21 protein-coding genes and 1 pseudogene are annotated in these 21,214 nt (G+C 74.0%); 15 read left to right on the top strand and 7 right to left on the bottom strand.

Annotated elements, in window-relative coordinates; genetic code table 11:
- Positions 1-37 precede the first annotated feature (37 nt).
- From AB0O36_RS22435 to AB0O36_RS22405, 7 genes are all read left to right on the top strand, one after another.
- Positions 38-1,303: a segregation/condensation protein A gene (locus tag AB0O36_RS22435; protein WP_365113256.1), complete on the top strand. Its 1,266-nt coding sequence runs from the start codon at positions 38-40 to the stop codon at positions 1,301-1,303.
- On the top strand, positions 1,300-1,977 hold the full coding sequence (gene scpB / locus AB0O36_RS22430; RefSeq protein WP_365113253.1) for an SMC-Scp complex subunit ScpB: 678 nt from the start codon (positions 1,300-1,302) through the stop codon (positions 1,975-1,977). Before AB0O36_RS22435 ends, scpB begins: the two co-directional genes overlap by 4 nt.
- On the top strand, positions 1,977-3,146 hold the full coding sequence (locus AB0O36_RS22425; RefSeq protein WP_365113250.1) for a pseudouridine synthase: 1,170 nt from the start codon (positions 1,977-1,979) through the stop codon (positions 3,144-3,146). The genes scpB and AB0O36_RS22425 overlap by 1 nt, the downstream gene beginning before the upstream one ends.
- A 182-nt stretch (positions 3,147-3,328) precedes the next feature.
- Positions 3,329-3,943 carry a nicotinamide riboside transporter PnuC gene (gene pnuC, locus AB0O36_RS22420; RefSeq protein ID WP_365113247.1) on the top strand — a complete coding sequence of 205 codons (615 nt, stop codon included), beginning with the start codon at positions 3,329-3,331 and terminating at the stop codon, positions 3,941-3,943.
- Positions 3,940-5,019 (top strand): AAA family ATPase, encoded by a 1,080-nt coding sequence (locus AB0O36_RS22415; protein WP_365113244.1) that lies wholly within the window; start codon positions 3,940-3,942, stop codon positions 5,017-5,019. Before pnuC ends, AB0O36_RS22415 begins: the two co-directional genes overlap by 4 nt.
- Positions 5,016-5,843 carry an NUDIX domain-containing protein gene (locus AB0O36_RS22410; RefSeq protein ID WP_365113241.1) on the top strand — a complete coding sequence of 276 codons (828 nt, stop codon included), beginning with the start codon at positions 5,016-5,018 and terminating at the stop codon, positions 5,841-5,843. Before AB0O36_RS22415 ends, AB0O36_RS22410 begins: the two co-directional genes overlap by 4 nt.
- Entirely contained in the window at positions 5,840-6,877 is a 1,038-nt protein-coding gene (locus tag AB0O36_RS22405; RefSeq protein WP_365113238.1) for an ADP-ribosylglycohydrolase family protein, read from the top strand. Before AB0O36_RS22410 ends, AB0O36_RS22405 begins: the two co-directional genes overlap by 4 nt.
- Positions 6,878-6,985: 108 nt before the next feature.
- Here AB0O36_RS22405 and AB0O36_RS22400 read toward each other — a convergent pair whose 3' ends face one another.
- The 3 genes from AB0O36_RS22400 to AB0O36_RS22390 all read right to left on the bottom strand — a co-directional run bounded on the left by AB0O36_RS22400 (position 6,986) and on the right by AB0O36_RS22390 (position 8,788).
- Entirely contained in the window at positions 6,986-7,687 is a 702-nt protein-coding gene (locus AB0O36_RS22400) for a nucleotidyltransferase domain-containing protein (protein ID WP_365113315.1), read from the bottom strand.
- A gap of 127 nt (positions 7,688-7,814) precedes the next feature.
- Positions 7,815-8,300 carry a Rieske (2Fe-2S) protein gene (locus tag AB0O36_RS22395; protein WP_365113235.1) on the bottom strand — a complete coding sequence of 162 codons (486 nt, stop codon included), beginning with the start codon at positions 8,298-8,300 and terminating at the stop codon, positions 7,815-7,817.
- Positions 8,301-8,443: 143 nt separating this feature from the next.
- The gene (locus AB0O36_RS22390) at positions 8,444-8,788 is read right to left on the bottom strand and encodes a DUF952 domain-containing protein (RefSeq protein WP_365113233.1); all 345 of its coding nucleotides are present in this window, start codon (positions 8,786-8,788) and stop codon (positions 8,444-8,446) included.
- A gap of 150 nt (positions 8,789-8,938) precedes the next feature.
- Between AB0O36_RS22390 and AB0O36_RS22385 the strand changes: the two genes are divergently transcribed.
- From AB0O36_RS22385 to der, 5 genes are all read left to right on the top strand, one after another.
- Complete coding sequence (locus AB0O36_RS22385; RefSeq protein ID WP_365113230.1) at positions 8,939-9,373, top strand: YidB family protein; 435 nt, start codon at positions 8,939-8,941, stop codon at positions 9,371-9,373.
- A gap of 233 nt (positions 9,374-9,606) precedes the next feature.
- Positions 9,607-10,695 (top strand): prephenate dehydrogenase, encoded by a 1,089-nt coding sequence (locus AB0O36_RS22380; protein ID WP_365113227.1) that lies wholly within the window; start codon positions 9,607-9,609, stop codon positions 10,693-10,695.
- A gap of 221 nt (positions 10,696-10,916) precedes the next feature.
- A complete protein-coding gene (cmk, locus tag AB0O36_RS22375) occupies positions 10,917-11,621 on the top strand; it encodes a (d)CMP kinase (RefSeq protein ID WP_365113224.1) in 705 nt (234 codons plus the stop codon).
- Positions 11,576-12,265: a lysophospholipid acyltransferase family protein gene (locus AB0O36_RS22370; protein ID WP_365113221.1), complete on the top strand. Its 690-nt coding sequence runs from the start codon at positions 11,576-11,578 to the stop codon at positions 12,263-12,265. The genes cmk and AB0O36_RS22370 overlap by 46 nt, the downstream gene beginning before the upstream one ends.
- Positions 12,266-12,343: 78 nt before the next feature.
- Positions 12,344-13,807: a ribosome biogenesis GTPase Der gene (gene der, locus AB0O36_RS22365; RefSeq protein WP_365113218.1), complete on the top strand. Its 1,464-nt coding sequence runs from the start codon at positions 12,344-12,346 to the stop codon at positions 13,805-13,807.
- Positions 13,808-13,849: 42 nt separating this feature from the next.
- Here der and AB0O36_RS22360 read toward each other — a convergent pair whose 3' ends face one another.
- Together AB0O36_RS22360 and AB0O36_RS22355 are read right to left on the bottom strand one after the other, a co-directional pair.
- Positions 13,850-14,239, bottom strand: a complete 390-nt coding sequence (locus tag AB0O36_RS22360) for a hypothetical protein (protein ID WP_365113215.1) — start codon at positions 14,237-14,239, stop codon at positions 13,850-13,852.
- A 257-nt stretch (positions 14,240-14,496) separates the two neighbouring features.
- On the bottom strand, positions 14,497-15,276 hold the full coding sequence (locus AB0O36_RS22355) for a hypothetical protein (RefSeq protein WP_365113313.1): 780 nt from the start codon (positions 15,274-15,276) through the stop codon (positions 14,497-14,499).
- A 306-nt stretch (positions 15,277-15,582) separates the two neighbouring features.
- Between AB0O36_RS22355 and AB0O36_RS22350 the strand changes: the two genes are divergently transcribed.
- The 3 genes from AB0O36_RS22350 (at position 15,583) to AB0O36_RS22340 (ending at position 18,198) form a co-directional block, all read left to right on the top strand.
- Positions 15,583-16,221 carry a transglycosylase family protein gene (locus tag AB0O36_RS22350; RefSeq protein WP_365113212.1) on the top strand — a complete coding sequence of 213 codons (639 nt, stop codon included), beginning with the start codon at positions 15,583-15,585 and terminating at the stop codon, positions 16,219-16,221.
- Between the two features lie 296 nt (positions 16,222-16,517).
- Positions 16,518-17,036 (top strand): hypothetical protein, encoded by a 519-nt coding sequence (locus AB0O36_RS22345; RefSeq protein WP_365113209.1) that lies wholly within the window; start codon positions 16,518-16,520, stop codon positions 17,034-17,036.
- 106 nt (positions 17,037-17,142) lie between these two features.
- Positions 17,143-18,198, top strand: a complete 1,056-nt coding sequence (locus tag AB0O36_RS22340; protein WP_365113206.1) for a YafY family protein — start codon at positions 17,143-17,145, stop codon at positions 18,196-18,198.
- On the opposite strand, the pseudogene ctaD reads toward AB0O36_RS22340, so the two are convergent.
- Positions 18,131-19,750, bottom strand: a pseudogene (gene ctaD / locus AB0O36_RS22335) (cytochrome c oxidase subunit I); the annotation flags it as partial. The gene AB0O36_RS22340 and the pseudogene ctaD overlap by 68 nt on opposite strands.
- A gap of 442 nt (positions 19,751-20,192) precedes the next feature.
- Complete coding sequence (locus AB0O36_RS22330) at positions 20,193-21,191, bottom strand: phosphatase PAP2 family protein (protein ID WP_365113203.1); 999 nt, start codon at positions 21,189-21,191, stop codon at positions 20,193-20,195.
- Positions 21,192-21,214: the final 23 nt, after the last annotated feature.

Raw genomic sequence — 21,214 nt, 5'->3', positions numbered from 1 at the left:
CTCCCGCCTGTGCCCGCTCACCCGTCCCTGGAACGCGATGCCCCCGAACGACCCCGCCCGCCCCGCCGCCGCTCGGCGCCGCCTGGGCCGCGGCCCGGGGGTGCCGGCAGCGCCGGCGCGGGCCGAGGGGGACCTTCCCGGTCCTGCCCCCCTCCAGGGCGGTGGTGACGCCTCCGGGGCCCCGGAGGGCGCGGACGCCCCCGCTGCCGCCCCGGCTGTGCTCCCCGCCGGTGAGGGCAGCGGCGGCGCGCCCGCCGGAACGGCCGTCGCGGACGTCGGCCCTGAAGGCACAGGGACCGGATTGCAGACCGCCCCCGGCGAAGACCCCGCCCGGGGGTCCGCCGCCCCGGACGCAGGCGCCCGGCCCACCGCGGTAGACGCGCCCGAGGCCGGGCCCGACCCCGCCCCCGAGCCCACGGCCGAGCCCGGGCCCGCGCCCGAAGCCGGGCCCGCGTCCATGCCCCCGCCCGCGGCAGCGATCCCACCGCGGGACGCGTCCGCGTCGCGGGACGGGAAGTTCACGCTGCGGCTCGCGAACTTCGAGGGGCCCTTCGACCTCCTGCTGCAGTTGATCTCGCGGCACAAGCTCGACGTCACCGAGGTCGCCCTCTCCAAGGTCACCGACGAGTTCATGGCGCACATCCGCGCCATGGGCCCCGACTGGGACCTCGACCAGACCACCGAGTTCCTCGTGGTCGCCGCGACCCTGCTCGACCTCAAGGCCGCCCGGCTGCTGCCCGCCGCCGAGGTCGAGGACGAGGCCGACCTGGCCCTCCTCGAGGCCCGGGACCTGCTCTTCGCGCGGCTGCTGCAGTACCGCGCGTACAAGCAGATCGCCGGGATCTTCGAGGGGCGCGCGGAGGCCGAGGCCCGCCGGTACCCGCGCACCGTGGGGCTGGAGCCGCACCACGCCGAGCTGCTGCCCGAGGTCGTCATCGGCATCGGCGCCGAGGGGTTCGCCCGGCTCGCCGCCAAGGCCATGCGGCCCAGGCCGGAGCCCCAGGTCTACGTCGACCACATCCACGCCCCGCTGGTCAGCGTGCAGGAGCAGGCCGAGGTCGTCGTACGGGTGCTGCGGACCCGCGGCGAGGCGACCTTCGCGGAGCTCACCGAGGACGCGCCGGACACGCTCACGGTGGTGGCGCGCTTCCTCGCGCTGCTGGAGCTGTACCGGGAGAGGGCCGTGGAGCTGGACCAGGAGGAGGCGCTGCAGGTCCTCACCGTGCGCTGGAGCGGCGGGGACGGCGGCCCGCCGTCGGCCGTCACGGACGAGTTCGACCAGGTAGTCGAGGAGACCGGATGAGCGAGAGCGAGAGCGAGATCGAGATCGAGATCGACCACACCGGCCCGCGGGGCGGCGGCACCGCCGCGGAGCTCGCGCTCAAGCCCGCTCTGGAGGCCGTCCTGATGGTGGTGGACGAACCCGCCACCGAGGCCCACCTCGCCAAGGTGCTCGGCCGCACCCCCCGCGAGGTCGCCGACGCCCTCCGGGAGCTGGCCGACGAGTACGACGTACAGCGGCGCGGCTTCGAGCTGCGGCCGGTCGCCGGGGGCTGGCGCTACTACACCCGGGCCGAGTACGCCCCGGCCGTGGAGGGCTTCGTCCTGGACGGCCAGCAGGCCCGGCTCACCCAGGCGGCCCTGGAGACCCTCGCGGTGGTGGCGTACCGGCAGCCGGTGAGCCGCAGCCGGGTCTCCGCGGTGCGCGGAGTGAACTGCGACGGGGTCATGCGCACCCTGCTCCAGCGCGGTCTGGTCGCCGAGGCGGGCACGGAACCCGAAACAGGTGCGATCCTGTACAGGACGACGAACTACTTTCTGGAGCGGATGGGCCTGCGCGGCCTGGACGAGCTCCCGGAGCTCGCGCCCTTCCTCCCGGAGGCGGACGCGATCGAGGCCGAGACGCAGGAAGGTGTCCCGTCGTTCGATCCGGACGCTCCGGACACAGACGAAGACGACAAGACGACGGACATTTGATGCGAAGCAGCGGCAGCGGCGGCAACAGGAACAGCGGCAACAGCGGCAAGGGCGGCGGGCGCGGTAACCACCGCGGCGCCGGCAACTCGCGCGACGACCGGAACACGCAGGGCCAGGGCCAGGGCCAGGGCCGTCCGCGCCGTCCGCGCCCGGAGGAGCGCCGCTACGACGTCGGCCCCGAGGGCGAGCGCACCGGCGCCGGCCGCAGCGGCGGCGGTGCCCGCGGCGCCGCGGCCCGCGGCGGGGCCAAGGGCGGCCCCAAGAGCTCCAAGGCCCCCCAGGGCGGCCAGGGCGGCGGCCGCGGCGGCCAGTCCGGCGGCGCGCGCGGCGGCCAGGCCCGCCCGTCCCGTCCGCGCGAGTACGACGCCCGGGTCGAGGAGCGGAACCGCGAGCGGTACGCGAACAAGCCCGAGATCAAGCTGCCCAAGACCTTCCCCGGCGCCGAGCAGGAGGGCGAGCGGCTGCAGAAGGTGCTGGCCCGGGCCGGCATGGGCTCGCGGCGCGCCTGTGAGGAGCTGATCGAGCAGGCCCGCGTCGAGGTCAACGGCAAGATCGTCACCGAGCAGGGCATGCGGGTCCAGCCGGCGAAGGACGAGATCAAGGTGGACGGCCTCACCGTCGCCACCCAGTCGTACCTGTTCTTCGCGCTCAACAAGCCCGCCGGCGTCGTCTCCACCATGGAGGACCCGGACGGCCGCCAGTGCCTCGGCGACTACGTCACCAACCGGGAGACCCGGCTCTTCCACGTGGGCCGCCTGGACACGGAGACCGAGGGCATCATCCTGCTCACCAACCACGGCGAGCTGGCGCACCGGCTGACGCACCCCAAGTACGGCGTGCAGAAGACCTACCTCGCGGCGATCACCGGCCCGCTGCCGCGCGAGATCGGCAAGCGGCTGCAGTCCGGCATCCAGCTGGAGGACGGCTACGCCAAGGCCGACCACTTCCGCGTGGTCGACCAGGTCGGCAAGAACTACCTGGTCGAGGTGACCCTGCACGAGGGCCGCAAGCACATCGTCCGCCGGATGCTGTCCGAGGCCGGCTTCCCCGTGGAGAAGCTGGTCCGCACGGCCTTCGGCCCGATCGAGCTCGGTGACCAGAAGTCCGGCTGGCTGCGCCGCCTGACCAACACCGAGGTCGGCATGCTGATGCGCGAGGTCGGCCTGTAGTCCGCCCCGCTCGTCGTTTCCGCGGAAGCCCGCGGTGCCCTCCGGCACCGCGGGCTTCCGCGTTCCCGGGACCGCTTCCCAGGCCCGGTCCCAGAGATCGGTCCCCGTCGCCCACGGCCGAATCCGCTTGTCCGCGCGCCGCCGAATGTTTATAGTCGTTCTGACTATTAAAGGGGTTCGTCATGGGCTGGACACTCTCGTGGACCGAGGTCCTCGGGTTCGCCACCGGCGCCGTCTGCGTCTGGCTGGTCGCACGGCAGCACATCGCCAACTGGCCGGTGGGCATCGCCAACAACGTCTTCTTCATCGTGCTGTTCGTCCAGGCCGGCCTCTACGCCGACGCCGGCCTCCAGATCGTCTTCATCGCCCTGGCCGCGTACGGCTGGTGGACCTGGGCCCACGGGGGTGGTCCGGGCTCTGCCGACGCCCTGCCGGTGCGCCGCACCACGCGCACCGAATGGCTGTGGCTCGCCGCGGCCGGGGCGGTGACGACGGCGGCGCTCACCCTGCTGCTGGCCCGTGCCACCGACTCCACCGTCCCGTTCTGGGACGCGCTGACCACCGCGCTCTCCCTGGCGGCCACCTACGGCCAGTGCCGCAAGCGCCTGGAGTCCTGGTGGCTGTGGATCGCCGCCGACCTGGTCTACGTCCCGCTGTACGCCTACAAGGGCCTCGCCCTGACGGCCCTGCTCTACGTCGGCTTCCTCGCCCTGTGCGCGGCCGGCCTGCGCGGCTGGAGCCGGGACCTCGCCGCGGCTCCGGCCGCCGCCCGTACCGGCGCGGAGGTGACGGCATGAGGTACGGCCACGGCCTGGTGCTCGGCAAGTTCTACCCGCCGCACGCCGGCCACCACCACCTGGTCCGCACCGCCCTGCGGCAGTGCGCCCGGCTGACCGTGCTGGTCTGCGCCTCCTCCGTGGAATCGGTGCCGCTCGCCGACCGGGTGGCCTGGATGCGCGAGGAGCACCCGGAGGCCGACGTGGTGGGCGCCGTGGACGACCACCCCGTCGACCTCCTGGACCCCGCCGTCTGGGACGCCCACATGGCCGTCTTCCGGGCGGCCGTCCCCGGGCCCGTCGACGCCGTGTTCACCTCGGAGGAGTACGGCGCCGAACTGGCCCGCAGGTTCGGCGCCGAAGAGGTCCTGGTGGACCCGGACCGGACCCGCCACCCGGTCTCCGGCACCGCGGTCCGTGCCGACCCGGCCGCCTGCTGGGAGTTCCTCTCCGCACCGGTACGGGCGGCCCTCGCCCGGCGGGTGGTCGTCCTCGGCGCCGAGTCCACCGGCACCACCACCCTCTCCAGGGCCCTGGCCGGCCACTACCGGGAGCGCGGCGGGGTCTGGGCCCGTACCGGCTGGGTCGCCGAGTACGGCCGCCGCCACAGCGAGGAGAAGCTCGCCGCCCTGCGGGCCGTCGACCCGGAGGCCGACTGGGCCGACGCGGAGTTCGGCACCGAGGAGTTCCCGGTCATCGCCCGCCGCCAGGACGCCGACGAGGAGCGGGCGGCCCGGATCGGCTCCCCGGTGCTCATCTGCGACACCGACTCCTTCGCCACCGGAATCTGGCACGAGCGCTACCTCGGCTGCCGCAGCCCCGAGGTCGAGGCGATCGCCGCCCGCCGCCCCCGCGACCTGTACCTGCTCACCCACCACGAGGGCGTGCCCTTCGAGGACGACGGGCTGCGGGACGGGCCGGGCCTGAGGCCCTGGATGACCGACCGCTTCCAGGAGGAACTCACCCTGACCGGACGCCGTTTCCTGGTCGTCCGGGGCAGTGGGCAGGAGCGGCTGGAGACGGCCGTGGCCGCCGTCGACGCACTGCTCGCCGAGGGCCCGCGGTTCACCGACCCCCTCCCGGAGCGACGACGATGACCACCCCCTCCGACCGCGGCCCGTCCGGCAGCGTCCCGTCCGGCAGCGGCCCGTCCGGCAGCGGCCCCTCCGGCCACGGCGGGTCCGACCGCGGCCCGCAGTCCTCCTACGATCCGCACGCCTTCGAGCCCTTCGCGGTCACCGTGGACCTCGCCGTGTTCACCGTGCGCGCCGGACGGCTGCACGTCCTGCTGATCCGGCGCGGCCAGGAGCCGTACGCCGGCGCCTGGGCGCTGCCCGGCGGCTTCGTGCTGCCCCGCGAGTCCGCCGGGACCGCCGCCCGCCGGGAGCTCGCCGAGGAGACGGGCCTGCCCGGGCCGGTCGTCGCCGGGCTCCACCTGGAACAGCTGCGCACGTACAGCGAACCGGACCGGGACCCGCGGATGCGCGTCGTCTCGGTGGCGTTCGCCGCGCTGGTGCCGGACATGCCCGAACCCGCCGCCGAGGGCGGCGGGGACGCCGCCCAGGCCCGCTGGGTGCCGGCGGACGACACCGGCCGGCTCGCGTTCGACCACGACGAGATCCTGCACGACGCCCTGGAACGGGTCCGCGCCAAGCTGGAGTACACCGGCCTGGCCACCGCCTTCTGCCCGCCCGAGTTCACCCTCGGGGAGCTCCAGGCCGTCTACGAGACCGTCTGGAACACCACGCTCGACCGGCCGAACTTCCGCCGGAAGGTCCTCGCCACCCCCGGGTTCGTCGAACCCGTGCCCGGTGCGGCCCGGCTCACCGGCGGCCGGGGCAAGCCCGCCGCCCTCTACCGGGCGGGATCCGCAGCCGTGCTCCACCCGCCTCTGCTCCGACCGGAAGGAAAGCCGCGATGACGACCACCGGACCCACCCCCACCAAGCGAGCGGCGACCGGCGCACTCGTCGGCCTGGCGCTGGGGGACGCGCTGGGCTTCCCGACCGAGTTCAACGACGTGCCCGGGATCCTGGCCAAGTTCGGGCCCTGGCGGGAGATGCGGCTGCCGCGCCCCGCGATCGTCACGGACGACACCCAGATGACCCTGGCCCTGGCGCGCGGCATCCGCACCGCCACCGACCGGGGCCCGGTCGGACCGCTGCGCCTGACCCGGCCGGTGCGGGAGGAGTTCGTCGACTGGTACCACTCGCCGGAGAACAACCGGGCCCCCGGCCGCACCTGCCTGACGGCGTGCAGCCTGCTGGACTCCCCGGAGCGGGACTGGCACGAGGCCAGCCAGACCGGCTCCAAGGGCTGCGGCGCGAACATGCGGGTGGTGCCGGTCGGCCTGGTGCCCGGGTGGACGGAGGAGGAACGGGCGGGTGCGGCGCAGCTCCAGTCGGCCCTGACCCACGGCCACCCGACGGCGCTCGCCGCCTCCGACCTGACCGCCCACGCGGTGTTCCTGCTGGCGGAGGGGATCGAAGTGACCGGTCTGGTCGGCCGGTTGCGCTCGTACGCCCTCCGGCAGCGCACCCGCTACCACCGGCGCTGGCTCGGCGACCTGTGGATGCGTACGGCCTCGGACGCCACGCCCGAGTCCTTCATGGCCCGCGGCTGGGACGAGTGCCTGGCCGTTCTGGACCGGCTCTCGGCCGCGCTGCGCGACCCGGCCCCCGAGCTCGACCCGTGCCTGGCCACCGGCGAGGGCTGGATCGCCGAGGAGGCCCTGGCCACCGCCCTGCACTGCTTCCTGCTGTTCCCCGACGAGCCCCTGCTGGCGCTGCGCCGGGCCGCCTGCACCAAGGGCGACTCCGACTCGATCGCCTGCCTGGCCGGGGCCTTCGCGGGCGCGTACCTGGGGGCGGACGCGTGGCCGCGGGACTGGGAGGGGCGCATCGAGTACCGCGACGAGCTGCTGGAGTTCGGCGCGCTCTGGGACGCGCCGGCGTAGCGGCCCCGGGCCCGGGCCGGTGCCCGGCCGGGGCCGGTGACCCTGCCCTTGGCGGTGACCCTGCCCTTGGCGGTGCCCCTGCCCGGGCCGGTGACCCGGGCGGGGTCGTCAGAGGGCGGACGCGCGGCGGGTGCGGTGCAGGAAGTCCTCGACCGCGGCCCGGTCCGGCTCCTCGGGCAGCGGGGTCCCGGCGAGAGCGGCCTCGGTCTCTCCGGACAGGCGGACCATCCAGGCATCCACCTCCTCCCAGCTCCGCTCGCCCCGCTTCACCGCCAGGAGCCGGTCCCGGTGCGGGGCCATGCCGATGTCCAGGCGGCCGGTGCGGAGCAGGTCGCGGCAGGAGATCAGCAGGCGCAGCAGGTGCATGGCGTGCTTCCAGCGGGGCGCGCCGTGCAGCCGGACGTCGGCCTCCAGCTTGCGGCGCTGCCCCATCGCGTACCGGGTGAACGAGGCGTGCGCCTGCCGCGAGAGGAAGGCCCCGCGGAGGGCGAGGAGCTCCTCGCCGACCGGGGTGATCCGCTCGACCAGCGGCGAGTGCAGGCACTCCAGGATGTTGGGATTGGCCTTCAGGGCCAGTTCGCAGAACCGTTCCAGCTCCCAGGAGAACTGCTCCGGCAGGGGGCCCTCGACATGCGTGGGGGGCTTCTCGAACCGCCAGAACAGCGGGGTCGGGGCGAGGAAGACGCCGCGCCGGTCGGTGTCGCTGGTCCCCGTGGCCAGCCCGAAGGCCCGCGAGCCCATCACGCAGGCGTACACGGTGTGCTCCGCGACGAGGCCCTGGTCGGCGGAGGTCCGGCCGGCGGAGGTCAGGCCGGCGGGGGTCTCGTCGCGGGGCGTGCCGTCGGCAGCGGCCTGGCCGGCTGCGGCCGACTCCGGGAGGGGCCGGGGGGAGAGGGGTCGTTCGTCCACCCCGGGAGGGTAGGCGGCGGGCCAGCCGCTAGGCGAGGGAGATTTCGCCGCCCGAGACCTTGATGGTGCGCGGCGGCAGGGGCCGCTGGGCCGGACCGTGGGCCACCGCACCGTCGGTGATGTCGAACTTGCTGCCGTGGCAGGGGCAGTCGATGGTGCCGTTCTCGACCTTCGCCACGATGCAGCCCTCGTGGGTGCAGATCGCCGAGAAGCCCTTGAAGGAGCCGGCCGTGGGCTGGGTCACCACCACCTTCTCCGCCTTGAGGATCGTCCCGCCGCCCACCGGCACGTCCGCCGTCTTGACCAGCGCGGTGCCACCGGCGGCGGACGGCGACGTGGTGGGTGCCGCCGCGTTCGGCGCAGTCATGGGCGGGCTGGCGGGCGGGCTGGCCGGCGGTGCGGACTGCTCGCCGCCGTCGTCGCCGCAGGCGGTGAGCCCGCAGCAGGCCAGTGCCGCGGCGCCCGCGCCGAGAACGGTGCGGCGGGCGGGTCCGGGGTGCAGGGGGTCGCTCATCCGAGGCTCCTCGTCGGGTTCCGGTTCACGGGTTCCGGTGCGCGAGCAGCATCCTGGCGCCTGCCGCGCCCGCGGGCGGTCCGCCGCGCCGGTCCCGGCCGTACGACACCGCCGACGGGGTGCCCCGTCCCCCCGGGCCGGCCCTAAGAGGCGTCCGGCTGCCAGGGCGCCAGCGCGGCCGGGCTGCCCGGCGTACGGACGACCTCCCACACCCGGGCGACGGCGGCCCGGTCGATCGGGCCGTGGACGTGCGGGTAACGGCCGCCCGATTCACCCTCCCGGCTCACCTCCGAGGTCAGCGCCCGCTCATTGATCTCCACGGCCAGCAGGGTGCCGGGGGTGTCGCGGTAGTGGGACTCCGCGATGGCCAGCGCGGTCGGGCGGTCCGCCGAACAGTGCACGAATCCCGCGGAGTCGAGGGAGGAGGGGGCGTACGGGAGTTCCGGCCGGGCGGACCAGTCGGCGAGGGGGACGACGTGGAAGATCATGCCGCCTGTTGTAGCGCAGTCCGCCGTCGTGCCCCCGCAGAGGTGGCGCCATATACCCATCCGGGAGAAATTGTCCGTGTCTCGAAGTGTCTCGAAGCCGGGCGGGTGCTTCCCGGCGTCGCCCGGTCCCTCTTCGAAAGGCGCATGATCATGGCGGGAAACGATCTCGGCTCTCTCCTCGGCGGCCTGCTCGGCGGCGGCCGGGGCGGCAGCTCCGGTGGCGCCGGAAACGTCCTCGGTTCCCTGCTCGGAGCGCTGATGGGCGGCGGTGCTCAGGGGAGCGGGGCCGCCGCGGGCAACAACCCGCTCAACGGGCTGCTGGAGATGCTGACCAAGTCCGGGCTGGTCGACCAGGCCCAGTCCTGGGTCTCCCCGGGCGCCAACCAGCCGGTCTCCGGCGCACAGCTCAGGGAGGCGCTGCCCGACGAGACCCTGCAGCAGGTGGCGCGGGAGGCCGGTGTGAGCCCCGAGGAGGCCGCCGACGAGCTGGCCCGGGTGCTGCCGCAGGCAGTCGACAGGCTGACCCCGGACGGCCACGTGCCCAGCGGCTCGCTGGAGGACATCATCCGGCAGCAGCAGCTCTGACGGGGCGGCCGGGCGCGCCCGCCGGCCCGGTGCGGCGGCACGGCACGGAAGCCCGGCGGGCGGCGCGGTGGCCGGGTCCGGCGGCCCGGCGGCCGACCGGCCGACCGGTTCCGCCGCGGGGCGCCGGAGGCCGTCTCGACAGGCGGTCCCAGGGGTCCGCACGTCGTACGGGATGACTACCCTGAGTGTCAGACCCGCCACGACCCCGCCACGACCACCCAGGAGCGTCCACAGTGAGAACCGCCGTCGTCATCGGAACCGGACTGATCGGCACCTCCGCGGCGCTCGCCCTGTCCCGCCGGGGGATCACGGTCCACCTCGCCGACCACGACCCGGCCCAGGCCCGGACCGCCGCCGCGCTCGGCGCCGGCACCGACGAGCCCGCGCCCGGCCAGGTCGACCTCGCGGTCATCGCGGTGCCCCCGGCGCACGTGGCCGCGACGCTCGCCGACGCCATCGGGCGCGGCGTGGCCCGCGCCTACGTCGACGTGGCCAGCGTCAAGGGCGGGCCGCGGCGCGAACTGACGGAGCGGGGCGTGGACGTGTCCGCGTACGTCGGCACGCACCCGATGGCCGGCAAGGAGAAGTCCGGCCCGCTGGCGGCCACCGCCGACCTCTTCGAGGGCCGGCCCTGGGTGCTCACCCCGGCCCGGGAGACCGAGCACGAGGTGCTCAACCTGGCCCTGGAGCTGGTCGCACTGTGCCGGGCCGTGCCGGTGGTGATGGACCCCGACGCCCACGACCGGGCGGTGGCCCTGGTCTCGCACACCCCGCAGCTGGTCTCCTCGATGGTCGCCGCCCGGCTGGAGGAGGCCGACGAGACCGCCGTACGGCTGTGCGGGCAGGGCATCCGGGACGTGACCCGGATCGCCGCCTCGGACCCGCGGATGTGGGTGGAGATCCTCTCGGCGAACCCGGGACCGGTGGCGGACGTGCTCTCCGGAATCGCGGCCGACCTGGAGGAGACGGTCCTGGCCCTGCGCGGCCTGCAGTCGGCGGACGAGACGAAGCGGCAGGAAGGCGCGGCGGGCATCGAGGACGTGCTGCGCCGCGGCAACGCCGGGCGGGACCGGGTGCCCGGCAAGCACGGCGCCGCGCCGGCGTCGTACGAGACGGTGGCCGTGTTCATCAGCGACCAGCCGGGCGAGCTGGCCCGCATCTTCGCCGACGCGGGGCGGGCCGGGGTCAACGTCGAGGACGTCCGCATCGAGCACGCCACGGGCCAGCAGGCGGGCCTGGTCCAGCTCATGGTGGAGCCGGCCGCGGTCCCGACGCTCACGGCTGAGCTCCGGGAACGCGGCTGGGCCATCCGCCGGCAGTGACCGGGCCCGCGTCCCGCGCGGCCGGACCGGGCCGCGCGGGACCGGGAGGCCCGGACGACGGGACCGGGACGCCCGGACGACCGGAGGACGGGGGCTGGGGGGCCGGGGCGGTAGGACGTGGGGACGCGGGGGACGGGACGGTGCGGCGGGCCGGTAACCTTGAGCGGGGGTGCGTTTGGCGCGCCCGGACAACGTTGCGCAACCAGGAAGGTGCCCGTCCCGTGGAAACCGCCGTTCCGTCTGCCGTGATCGTCGCCATCGACGGTCCCTCCGGCACGGGCAAGTCCAGCACCTCCAAGGCCGTCGCCGCCAAGCTCGGGCTGCGCTACCTGGACACCGGCGCCCAGTACCGGGCGATCACCTGGTGGATGATCACCAACGGGGTGGACGTCCACGACCAGCAGGCCGTGGCCGTCGCCGCCGGCAAGCCGGCGATCGTCTCCGGCACCGACCCGTCCGCGCCCACCATCACCGTCGACGGCCTGGACGCCTCCGGCCCGATCCGCACCCAGGAGGTCACCTCCAAGGTCAGCGCGGTCAGCGCGGTGCCCGAGGTGCGCACGATCATCACCGACCTGCAGCGCTCCATCGCCGCCGCCGCGACCGCCGAGGGCGGCATCGTGGTCGAGGGCCGGGACATCGGCACCACCGTGCTCCCCGACGCCGACCTGAAGATCTTCCTCACCGCCTCCGCGGAGGCCCGCGCCGCCCGCCGCAGCGGCGAGCTCAAGGGCAAGGAGGCCACCGACCTGGCGGCCACCAAGGAAGCCTTGATCAAGCGGGACGCCGCCGACTCCGGCCGGAAGACCTCCCCGCTGGCCAAGGCCGGCGACGCCGTCGAGGTGGACACCACCGAGCTCACCCTCGACCAGGTCATCGAGTGCGTGGTCACCCTCGTCGAGGAGAAGCGGACGGGCGGCAAGTGAGCGATTCGCCCTCCCTGCGGGGTGCGGCGGTCGGGCGGCGGATCGGCATCGGGCTCATGTACGGGCTGTGGAAGCCCCGCGTGCTCGGCGCCTGGAAGGTGCCGGCCTCCGGGCCGGCCATTCTCGCGGTGAACCACTCCCACAACATCGACGGGCCCATGCTCATGGGGACCGCGCCCCGGCCCGTGCACTTCCTGATCAAGAAGGAAGCCTTCGTCGGGCCGCTCGGACCCTTCCTGGAGGGCATCGGCCAGGTCAAGGTCGACCGCTCGGGCACCGACCGGACCGCCGTCACCGGCGCGCTCGGTGTGCTGGCGGACGGCGGAGTGCTCGGCATATTTCCCGAGGGCACCCGCGGAGAGGGCGATTTCGCCTCGCTGCGGGCCGGCCTCGCCTACTTCGCGGTGCGCTCCGGCGCCCCGATAGTGCCGGTCGCGGTGCTCGGCAGCAGCGACCGCCGCGGCCGCGTGATAAAGGGTTTGCCCCCGCTGCGGGGGCGCGTCGACATTGTCTTCGGGGACGCCTTCGAGGCCGGCGACGGCACCGGCCGGCGCACCCGGAAGGCCCTGGACGACGCGACCGTACGGATCCAGGACCGGCTCACCGCCCACCTGGCGGATGCGAAGCGCCTCACCGGGCGCTGAGCGAGACTTGAACCAGTAGTGGGCCCGCGCGACCGCGCGGGTGCCACCGACCACCACGAACGACGAGGAACGGACTTCATGAACGACCAGCACGAGCACGGAGCGCTTGGCGACGCCGAGTACGCGGAGTTCATGGAGCTCGCCGCGGAAGAGGGCTTCGACCTCGAAGACGTCGAGGGCGCCATCGAGGAGGCCGGACACGGCCCGCTCCCCGTCCTCGCCGTCGTCGGCCGCCCGAACGTCGGCAAGTCGACCCTGGTGAACCGCATCATCGGCCGCCGCGAGGCGGTCGTCGAGGACAAGCCGGGCGTCACCCGCGACCGGGTCACCTACGAGGCGGAGTGGGCCGGCCGCCGCTTCAAGGTCGTCGACACCGGCGGCTGGGAGCAGGACGTCCTGGGCCTCGACGCCTCCGTGGCCGCCCAGGCCGAGTACGCCATCGAGGCCGCCGACGCGTGCGTCTTCGTGGTCGACGCCAAGGTCGGCGCCACCGACACCGACGAGGCCGTCGTCAGGCTGCTGCGCCGGGCCGGCAAGCCCGTCGTGCTGTGCGCCAACAAGGTCGACGGCCAGAGCGGCGAGGCCGACGCGGCCTCCCTGTGGTCCCTCGGCCTGGGCATGCCCTGGCCGGTCTCCTCGCTGCACGGCCGCGGCACCGGCGACATGCTGGACGCCGTACTGGACGTGCTGCCCGACGCGCCCGCGCAGACCTTCGGGGGCGGCGCGATCGGCGGCCCCCGCCGCATCGCGCTCATCGGCCGCCCGAACGTCGGCAAGTCCTCCCTCCTCAACAAGGTCGCGCGGGAGGAGCGGGTCGTCGTCAACGAGCTGGCCGGCACCACCCGCGACCCGGTCGACGAGCTGATCGAGCTCGGCGGCGTCACCTGGAAGTTCGTGGACACCGCCGGTATCCGCAAGAAGGTCCACCTCCAGACGGGCTCGGACTACTACGCCTCGCTGCGCACGGCCGCCGCCGTCGAGAAGGCGGAGGTCGCGGTCATCCTGATCGACACGACCGAGAAGATCAGCGTCCAGGACCAGCGCATCATCACCATGGCCGTCGAGGCCGGCCGCGCCATCGTCATCGCCTACAACAAGTGGGACGAGCTCGACGAGGAGCGCCGCTACTACCTCGAGCGCGAGATCGAGACCGAGATGCAGCAGGTCGCGTGGGCGCCGCGGGTGAACGTCTCGGCGAAGACCGGCCGGCACATGGAGAAGCTGGTCCCGGCCATCGAGACGGCGCTGGAGGGGTGGGAGACGCGCGTCCCGACCGGCCGCCTGAACGCCTTCCTCGGTGAGATCGTCGCCGCCCACCCGCACCCGATCCGCGGCGGCAAGCAGCCGCGCATCCTGTTCGGCACCCAGGCGGGCACCAAGCCGCCGCGGTTCGTGCTGTTCGCGTCCGGCTTCCTGGAGCACGGCTACCGCCGCTTCGTCGAGCGCCGGCTGCGCGAGGAGTTCGGCTTCGACGGGACCCCGATCCACATCTCGGTGCGGGTCCGGGAGAAGCGCGGCAGCAAGACCGCCAAGAAGAAGTAGCGGAAGCGGCGGAAGCCGGCCGAAGCGCGGACGCGGCCGGGTTCAGTAGGTCCGGCGCGGAGCGGGCGGCAGGGCCGCCGGGATGTGGTGCATCCCGGTCTGGTGCTGCCGCCCGCCGCCGTTCCCGGCCTGCCCGGTCCCCAGAGGGGCCGGCTGCGTGCCGTACGAGGCGGGCCAGGGCTCGGTCTGCCATGCGGAACCGTTCCAGCCGCCGACGCCGCTGTGGCCGCTGCTGCTGTGGCCGCCGAAGCCGTACCCGTACCCGGACTGCTGGACGGGGGTGATGGCGGCGGGGGCGGGCAGCGCCCCGAACGCCTTGAACCCGAGGTCCTCCTCGCCCGTCCGGTCATAGGGGAGGGCGCGGAAGGACCGCAGGTACTCCGAGTAGAGGGCGTCGTAGATCGGGGTCTGCGAGGCGCTGTGCGTCCGCATCGGGGGGATGTGGGGGTCGTATGAATGCACGTATACGCCAACGAAGCCGGGGCGCCGCGGATGCGGGCGCAAGGCGTGTCCGTCGGAAAAGCCGTCGGAAAGTCGTCGCAAGAACCGTCGGCGAGAGCGCCGGAAAACGCAGATGGCCGGGGGTACGCGGGCATCCCGCGCACCCCCGGCCCACCACCGGGGTCCTCACCGGCCGGGCCGGGCGGCCGCCCCGGGACGCCCCGTCGGCCGGCCCCTGCCCCCGGACCTCAGGTGCCGGCGAGCGGCATGGAGGCGGCGACGAGCTGGCCGGCGGCGGCAGCCTTGTCGAGCGCGTCGCGCAGGAGGTCCTCACGGGGCTGCTGTCCGATGGAGCCGACCGGGGCGGCGTAGATCAGGACCCGCTGGGTCTTGTTGACCGCGGCCCGCCAGCCTTCGGTGACGGACAGCGCCTGGTGCGCCTGCCACCAGGCGACCTGCGGGGCGCCGGGGGCGGCCCCGGGCTGCAGTACGGCGTGCAGCTGGCCGCCGGCCAGCAGGACGGACCAGCCCTCCAGCGGTGAGGGCAGCGCGGCGGTGTCCGTGATGAAGTGGAAGCCCTGCTCGATCAGGAGCGGCAGGAAGTCGTCGCCGGGACCGGTGCTGCCGGGGCGCGCGATGGGGGCGGTGGGCTCCACCACGAGGGCGGGGTGCAGCTCGCCGCCGATGAGCACCAGCCCGCTGGTGATCCCGAGGACGGCCTGGCCGCCGGGGACCGACTGGGGGGTCTCGGCGCCGGGGGAGTCTCCCGTGATGGAGGCGACGGCTCCCTGGAGCTGCTCCTCGGACACGGCCACCACCTGGGAGGGGATGCAGGTGGCGTGGGCGAAGGCGAGGACGGCGGTCTCCTCGCCGACGAACAGCACGGTGCTGGTGCGTTCGGTCTCGGAGTTGCCCGGGGTGCGGCAGGAGGTGCAGTCGTAACTGCCCGGCGCGTTGTCGCCGGCGAGCAGCAGTTCGGCTTCTTCGTCGCCGATCTCGGCGCGTACGTCATCACTGACGTCGAGCATGCGCGGCACGGGGTCACTCCTCGGACTAGGCGTGCGCGGCCGGGCGGTTCCCGGCTCGCCGGGCTCAACGGGGGAGCGGTGGCCGGGGTAACGCCGGACGGGGGAACGGAATCGAACCGGGCGCCCGAAAGGGTGAACGCGTCGGGCTGCTCTTTCCGAAGCGGTCAACTCCTGTCGGGTTGCGGTCATTTGGTGCTGTCGATCGAGCATCGGCGGGATGTGGGGGAGTCGGCCGTGCGGGTGGGGCGGGGATGGGTGCCGCGTGGCGGCGGTGGTGGGCCGCGGTGGGCTGCGTAGCGTGACCCGATGCCCAACTCCCGGAACCGGCGGCCCGTTTCCCCGGCCGCCGCGGCGCTGGTGTCGCTGCTCCTGTCACTGTCACTGCCGCTGTGTTCGTCCGTCCCGGCAGCGGCAGCGGCAGCGGCAGCGGCGCCGCCCCCGCCCGCGCCCGGACCGGCCGGATCGGCGGTGGTCGGCTCCCCGGGGGTGATCGGAACCGGGCCGGGGGACTGCGGGCCGGGGGCGCTCTGGCCGTGGGACTGCGTGGCGGACTGCGAGAGCAGCGGACGCTGGCACATCAACAGCGGCAACGGCTTCTACGGCGGTCTGCAGTTCTGGCCGCGGACCTGGGAGGAGCACGGGGGCCTGGCCTTCGCGCCGCGGGCGGACCTCGCGACGAAGCCGCAGCAGATCCGGGTCGCGGAGGGCGTCCTGGCCGTCCAGGGGTGGGAGGCGTGGCCGGAGTGCGCGAAGCGGTACGGGCTGGCCGGGCGAATGCACGTGGTGCGGCCGGGCGACACGCTGTACGCGATCGCGCGCAAGCACCGGGTCGCCGGCGGCTGGCGGTCCCTCCACGAGGCGAACCGCGACCGCGTCGGAGACCGCCCGGCCCTGCTGCGCCCGGGCACGATGCTCACCCTCCCGGCGCCCGCGCCCCCCGGCTGAGCCTCGACCCCGGCTCCGCAAAGGTTGCGGGCACGCCTGCCCACACGGCGGCGCGGTACGGCGCCCATCCCTGCCACGGTGGCGGCACCGGCCGAGCCGGACGCCTGACCGCACGGCGGCGGGGCTGCTTGAAGTGGAGGGTGGGGGGACGCAGGCTGGGAGGAATGGGGCGAAACGGTCGCCCCGGAAGGGGTGGTGAGCGGATGGGCCGGCGGGCGCGCGTGCGAGCGGTGGCGGTGGGGGTCTGGGCGGCGGCCGCCCTGGTGGGGTGTTCCGCCGGCGGAGGAGGCGGGGGTGTGGCCGGTCCCACCGCCCCTCCCGGCCGGTCCGCGGCGGCGTCCGCTCCCGCCGCCTCCCGCTCGGCCTCCGCCTCCGCCCCTGTCTCCGCCTCGGCCCCGGGTTCCGCCTCGCCTTCCGCCCCGCGGTCCGCCTCCGCCCCGGCCGGCTCCGCCCGCGGGCCCGAGGACGCGGTCGCCGCGCGGGCCCAAGTGGAGGAGAACTGGGCGCTCTTCTTCAACGGCGGGACACCGGCCGCGGACCGCGTCCGGGTGCTGGAGAACGGCAGCGGGATGGCACCGCTGCTCGCCCGGCTCGAAGCCGACCCGAGCGCGGCCGGCACCTCCGCCCGGGTGGACGACGTGGTCTTCACCTCGCCCACCGAGGCGAGCGTCACCTATGACCTGAGGGTCGGCGGCAATCCGCTGCTCTCCGCCGGCAAGGGCACTGCGGTGCTCCGCGACGGCACCTGGAAGGTGTCCGCCCGGACCCTCTGCGACCTCGCCAGGAGCGGAGGCAAGGAGGCGCCCGGCTGCTGAGCCGCCCCTCCCCGGCTCACTCGTCCGTGTGTTGCCCGCTCCCCCCACCCAGGGCGGCCCCGAAGCCGCCTCCGCCGGCGGGCCGGCCCGCTGGCAGACTCGGGGCATGCTGGAGACCTCCGCGCGACTGCTGCGCCTGCTGTCGCTGTTGCAGACCCACCGCGAATGGACCGGGGCCGACCTCGCCGAGCGCCTCGGCGTCACCCCGCGCACCGTCCGGCGGGACGTGGACCGCCTGCGCGAGCTCGGCTATCCCGTCAACGCCAGCCCGGGCACCGGCGGCGGCTACTCGCTGGGCGCGGGCGCCGAGCTGCCGCCGCTGCTGCTCGACGACGAGGAGGCCGTCGCCGTCGCGGTGGGGCTGCGCACCGCCGCCGGCAACGGGGTCGAGGGGATCGGCGAGGCGTCCGTACGGGCGCTGGCCAAGCTGGAGCAGGTGCTGCCCGGCCGGCTCCGGCGGCGGGTGAACGCGTTGAACGAGTTCACCGTGTCCGTGCTGCGCGGGCAGCAGCGGTCCACCGTGGACCCCTCCGTGCTCACCGAACTGGCCTCCGTCTGCCGGGACGGCGAGCGGCTGCGGTTCGCCTACCACGACCACGAGGGCGCGAGCAGTCGCCGGACCGTGGAGCCGCACCGGCTGGTGTGCACCGAACGCCGCTGGTACCTGGTGGCCTGGGACGTGGACCGGGCCGGCTGGCGGACCTTCCGGGCCGACCGGATCGAGCCCAGACCCCCGCACGGCCCGCGCTTCGCCCCGCGCACGCCGCCCGCGGAGGACCTGGCCGCGTACGTCTCGAAGGGCATCTCCCAGCGCGCCTACGCCGAGCAGGCCGTGATCCGGCTGCTGGTCTCCGCCGAGGAGGCCGGGCAGGCCGTCGGGCCGGCGGACGGGGTGCTGGAGCCGGTCGACGCGCACTCGTGCCTGCTGCACACCGGCGGGCTGAGCCTGGACGTGCTGGTCGTCCACGTGCTGATGATGGGCTTCGAGTTCGAGGTGGTGGAGCCGCCCGCTCTCGCCGAGCGGATCAGGGCCGCCCGGGATCTGCTGGCCCGGGCAGACCGGCGGTCCGCTGCTCCCGGCCCTGCAGCCGAGGCGCCGCGAACTCCGGATGATGCAGGTCGAAGGCGGGGGACTCCGAGCGGATCCGGGGCAGCCCGGTGAAGTTGTGCCGGGGCGGCGGACAGGACGTCGCCCACTCCAGCGAGCGGCCGTAGCCCCAGGGGTCGTCCACCTCGACCCGGACGCCGTAGCGGTGGGTCTTCCAGACGTTGTAGAGGAACGGCAGCGTGGACAGGCCGAGCAGGAACGCCCCGATCGTGGACACGCTGTTGAGCACCGTGAAGCCGTCCGCCGCCAGGTAGTCGGCGTACCGGCGGGGCATGCCCTCGGCGCCCAGCCAGTGCTGCACCAGGAAGGTGGTGTGGAAGCCGGTGAAGAGGGTCCAGAAGTGGATCCGGCCGAGGCGCTCGTCGAGCAGCTTGCCGGTCATCTTGGGCCACCAGAAGTAGAAGCCGGCGAAGGTCGCGAAGGCCACCGTGCCGAACACGGTGTAGTGGAAGTGCGCGACGACGAAGTAGGAGTCGGTGACCTGGAAGTCCATCGGCGGGGAGGCCAGGATCACTCCGGTGAGCCCGCCGAAGAGGAAGGTCACCAGGAAGCCGACCGACCACAGCATGGGCGTCTCGAAGGACAGCGAGCCGCCCAGCATGGTCCCGGTCCAGTTGAAGAACTTCACCCCGGTGGGCACCGCGATCAGGAAGGAGAGGAGGGAGAAGAACGGCAGGAGCACGGCGCCGGTGGCGAACATGTGGTGCGCCCACACCACCACGGACAGCCCGGTGATGGCCATGGTCGCGGCGACCAGGGTGACGTATCCGAAGACCGGCTTCCGGGAGAACACCGGCAGGATCTCGGTGACGATCCCGAAGAACGGCAGCGCGATGATGTAGACCTCGGGGTGCCCGAAGAACCAGAACAGGTGCTGCCAGAGCAGCGCGCCGCCCCATTCGGGTGCGAAGACCACCGAGCCGAAGCGCCGGTCGGACTCCAGGACCAGCAGGGCGACGGCGAGCACCGGGAACGCGAACAGCACCAGGATCGAGGTGAAGAGCACGTTCCAGGTGAAGATCGGCATCCGGAACATGGTCATGCCGGGGGCGCGCAGGGCGACGATGGTCACGATGAAGTTGACCGAGCCGAGGATGGTCCCGAAGCCGGCCAGCGCCAGGCCCATGATCCACATGTCGGCGCCGACGCCGGGGGACCGCTCCAGGCTGTTGAGCGGGGCGTACGCGGTCCAGCCGAAGTACGCCGGCCCGGTCGGGGTGATCAGCGAGAAGAGCACGATCAGCCCGCCGAACAGGAACAGCCAGTACGCCAGCATGTTCAGCCGGGGGAAGGCCACGTCCGGGGCGCCGATCTGCAGCGGCATGATCTCGTTGGCGAACCCGGCGAAGGTCGGGGTCGCGAAGAGCAGCAGCATGATCGTGCCGTGCAGGGTGAACGCCTGGTTGAACTGGTTGTTGGTGATCAGCTGCAGGCCCGGCCGGGCCAGCTCGGCCCGCATCAGCAGTGCCAGCAGCCCGGCCAGCAGGAAGAACAGGAACGACGTGACCAGGTAGAGGTGGCCGATCTTCTTGTGGTCGGTGGTGGTCAGCCAGTCGACCAGGATCCGGCCGCGGGTGCGGACCGGAGGTGCCGTCGCGGGCGTCATGGCGGGCGTCGTGGCGGGCGTCGTTCCCATCGGTGGTCCCCTCGCCGAGACGGCATCGGATCAGGGTCACGATGCTCCCAGCCTGTTCCCGGCGGGGCGGTGCGGACGCGCCAGTGGGGAAGAAGTGAGGGTTCTGTGCGCAGGCGGCGGGGAGGGCGGTCCACAGCCCGTCAGATTCCTTGCGGGAGCGGCCCGGAGGGAATGCGAGAGGGGTAATTCCAGCGCCCCGCGCAGGGAATGCAGAACGTATTCACGCCGGGCGTGTCGCAGCCCGGAGGGCAATTGCGCAGGCTCGGGAATGCGTCGCATCGGGTGAGCCGGGTCAGTGAAACAGTTGTCGACATTTCGTGACCTAAGCGTGACCCGATTCGGCTGAAGGTGCGGCCGTGCGGCTGACGCGCGGGGGCGGTGTGTGCGTACCGGCCCCCGCGCGCGGCGGGATTCAGCTCCCCGTGACCGGGCGGGCCGAGGGGTTCCGCGTGCTCCGCTCTGCGTGCGCCGCGTGGGCCGTGGCGTGCGCGGGGCGACGGCTCCCGGCCGGGGTGGCCGGGGTCCGCTCGGAGCGGATGATGTGCGGCCGGACCGTGAGGTGCGCGGCGGGCCGGGGAGCCGGCGCGTGGGCTGCGGCCCGTACGGCCACCGGCGCGGGGACGGGAACGGGCACCGGCGCCCGCCGTCCGGCACGGTGCTCGCGGATCCGCTCGCGCAGTTCGAAGACCGCGCTCTCGGCGCGTGCGATGAGCGGCTCGAACCAGGGCAGCGCCAGCAGGATCAGCAGGCCGGCGGCCCAGCCGAGCAGCACGTCGCTGACCCAGTGGGTGCCCAGGTAGACGGTGGTGGCGCCGACGCTGAGCGCGACCACGGCGGAGAGCACCGACAGATTCCGCCGGGTGCGCACGGTGGAGGCCAGGTAGGCGAGGATGCCCCAGGTCACCACGGCGTTGGCGGTGTGGCCCGACGGAAATATATCCCCGCCGGCGAAGAGCTCGGCGGACCCGATCCGGGTGGCGTAGTGCGGGCCGAGCCGTCCCAGCCCCAGCTTCACCGCGCCGACGGTGATGTTGAGCAGCAGCAGGGCCACGCCGAGGGTGATCAGCGGGCGCAGGGTGTGCTGCCGCCAGGAGCGCCAGCCGAGCCAGGCGGCCACCATCACGGCGGTCGGGCCGCGCTGGCCGAGCACCACCAGGTAGTCGAGGAAGGCGTGCAGCTCGGGCAGCTGCTCGTACGGCCGCCAGAACATCACCTGCCAGTCCAGCCGGACCAGCCAGGAGGTGGTCAGCACGGCCACCACGATGGCCAGATAGAACACCAGGGTCGAAGCGAAGAGCACCACACGGTGCCGGCTCATCTGCGGCGTTTGCAGATGAGCCGGTCGTTCGGGTTCACGGTCCAGGCGGGCGAACAGCCGCTCCAGACGGGTGAATGACGGGTCGGTACGCACTCAATGGACGTTACCGCGCGCGA

The organism is Streptomyces sp. NPDC089799, from assembly GCF_040684755.1.
GTDB lineage: Bacteria > Actinomycetota > Actinomycetes > Streptomycetales > Streptomycetaceae > Streptomyces.
This window is presented reverse-complemented; position numbering and strand designations above follow the sequence as displayed.

Excerpts from the sequence above, each read along its gene's own strand:
- AB0O36_RS22355 (WP_365113313.1), bottom strand. The coding sequence starts at position 15,276 with ATGCTCGACGTCAGTGATGACGTACGCGCCGAGATCGGCGACGAAGAA.
- pnuC (WP_365113247.1), top strand. The coding sequence starts at position 3,329 with ATGGGCTGGACACTCTCGTGGACCGAGGTCCTCGGGTTCGCCACCGGC.
- AB0O36_RS22395 (WP_365113235.1), bottom strand. The coding sequence starts at position 8,300 with ATGAGCGACCCCCTGCACCCCGGACCCGCCCGCCGCACCGTTCTCGGC.
- AB0O36_RS22340 (WP_365113206.1), top strand. The coding sequence starts at position 17,143 with ATGCTGGAGACCTCCGCGCGACTGCTGCGCCTGCTGTCGCTGTTGCAG.
- AB0O36_RS22415 (WP_365113244.1), top strand. The coding sequence starts at position 3,940 with ATGAGGTACGGCCACGGCCTGGTGCTCGGCAAGTTCTACCCGCCGCAC.
- AB0O36_RS22435 (WP_365113256.1), top strand. The coding sequence starts at position 38 with ATGCCCCCGAACGACCCCGCCCGCCCCGCCGCCGCTCGGCGCCGCCTG.
- AB0O36_RS22390 (WP_365113233.1), bottom strand. The coding sequence starts at position 8,788 with ATGATCTTCCACGTCGTCCCCCTCGCCGACTGGTCCGCCCGGCCGGAA.
- AB0O36_RS22405 (WP_365113238.1), top strand. The coding sequence starts at position 5,840 with ATGACGACCACCGGACCCACCCCCACCAAGCGAGCGGCGACCGGCGCA.
- AB0O36_RS22385 (WP_365113230.1), top strand. The coding sequence starts at position 8,939 with ATGGCGGGAAACGATCTCGGCTCTCTCCTCGGCGGCCTGCTCGGCGGC.
- AB0O36_RS22350 (WP_365113212.1), top strand. The coding sequence starts at position 15,583 with ATGCCCAACTCCCGGAACCGGCGGCCCGTTTCCCCGGCCGCCGCGGCG.
- AB0O36_RS22360 (WP_365113215.1), bottom strand. The coding sequence starts at position 14,239 with ATGCGGACGCACAGCGCCTCGCAGACCCCGATCTACGACGCCCTCTAC.
- AB0O36_RS22410 (WP_365113241.1), top strand. The coding sequence starts at position 5,016 with ATGACCACCCCCTCCGACCGCGGCCCGTCCGGCAGCGTCCCGTCCGGC.
- der (WP_365113218.1), top strand. The coding sequence starts at position 12,344 with ATGAACGACCAGCACGAGCACGGAGCGCTTGGCGACGCCGAGTACGCG.
- scpB (WP_365113253.1), top strand. The coding sequence starts at position 1,300 with ATGAGCGAGAGCGAGAGCGAGATCGAGATCGAGATCGACCACACCGGC.
- AB0O36_RS22425 (WP_365113250.1), top strand. The coding sequence starts at position 1,977 with ATGCGAAGCAGCGGCAGCGGCGGCAACAGGAACAGCGGCAACAGCGGC.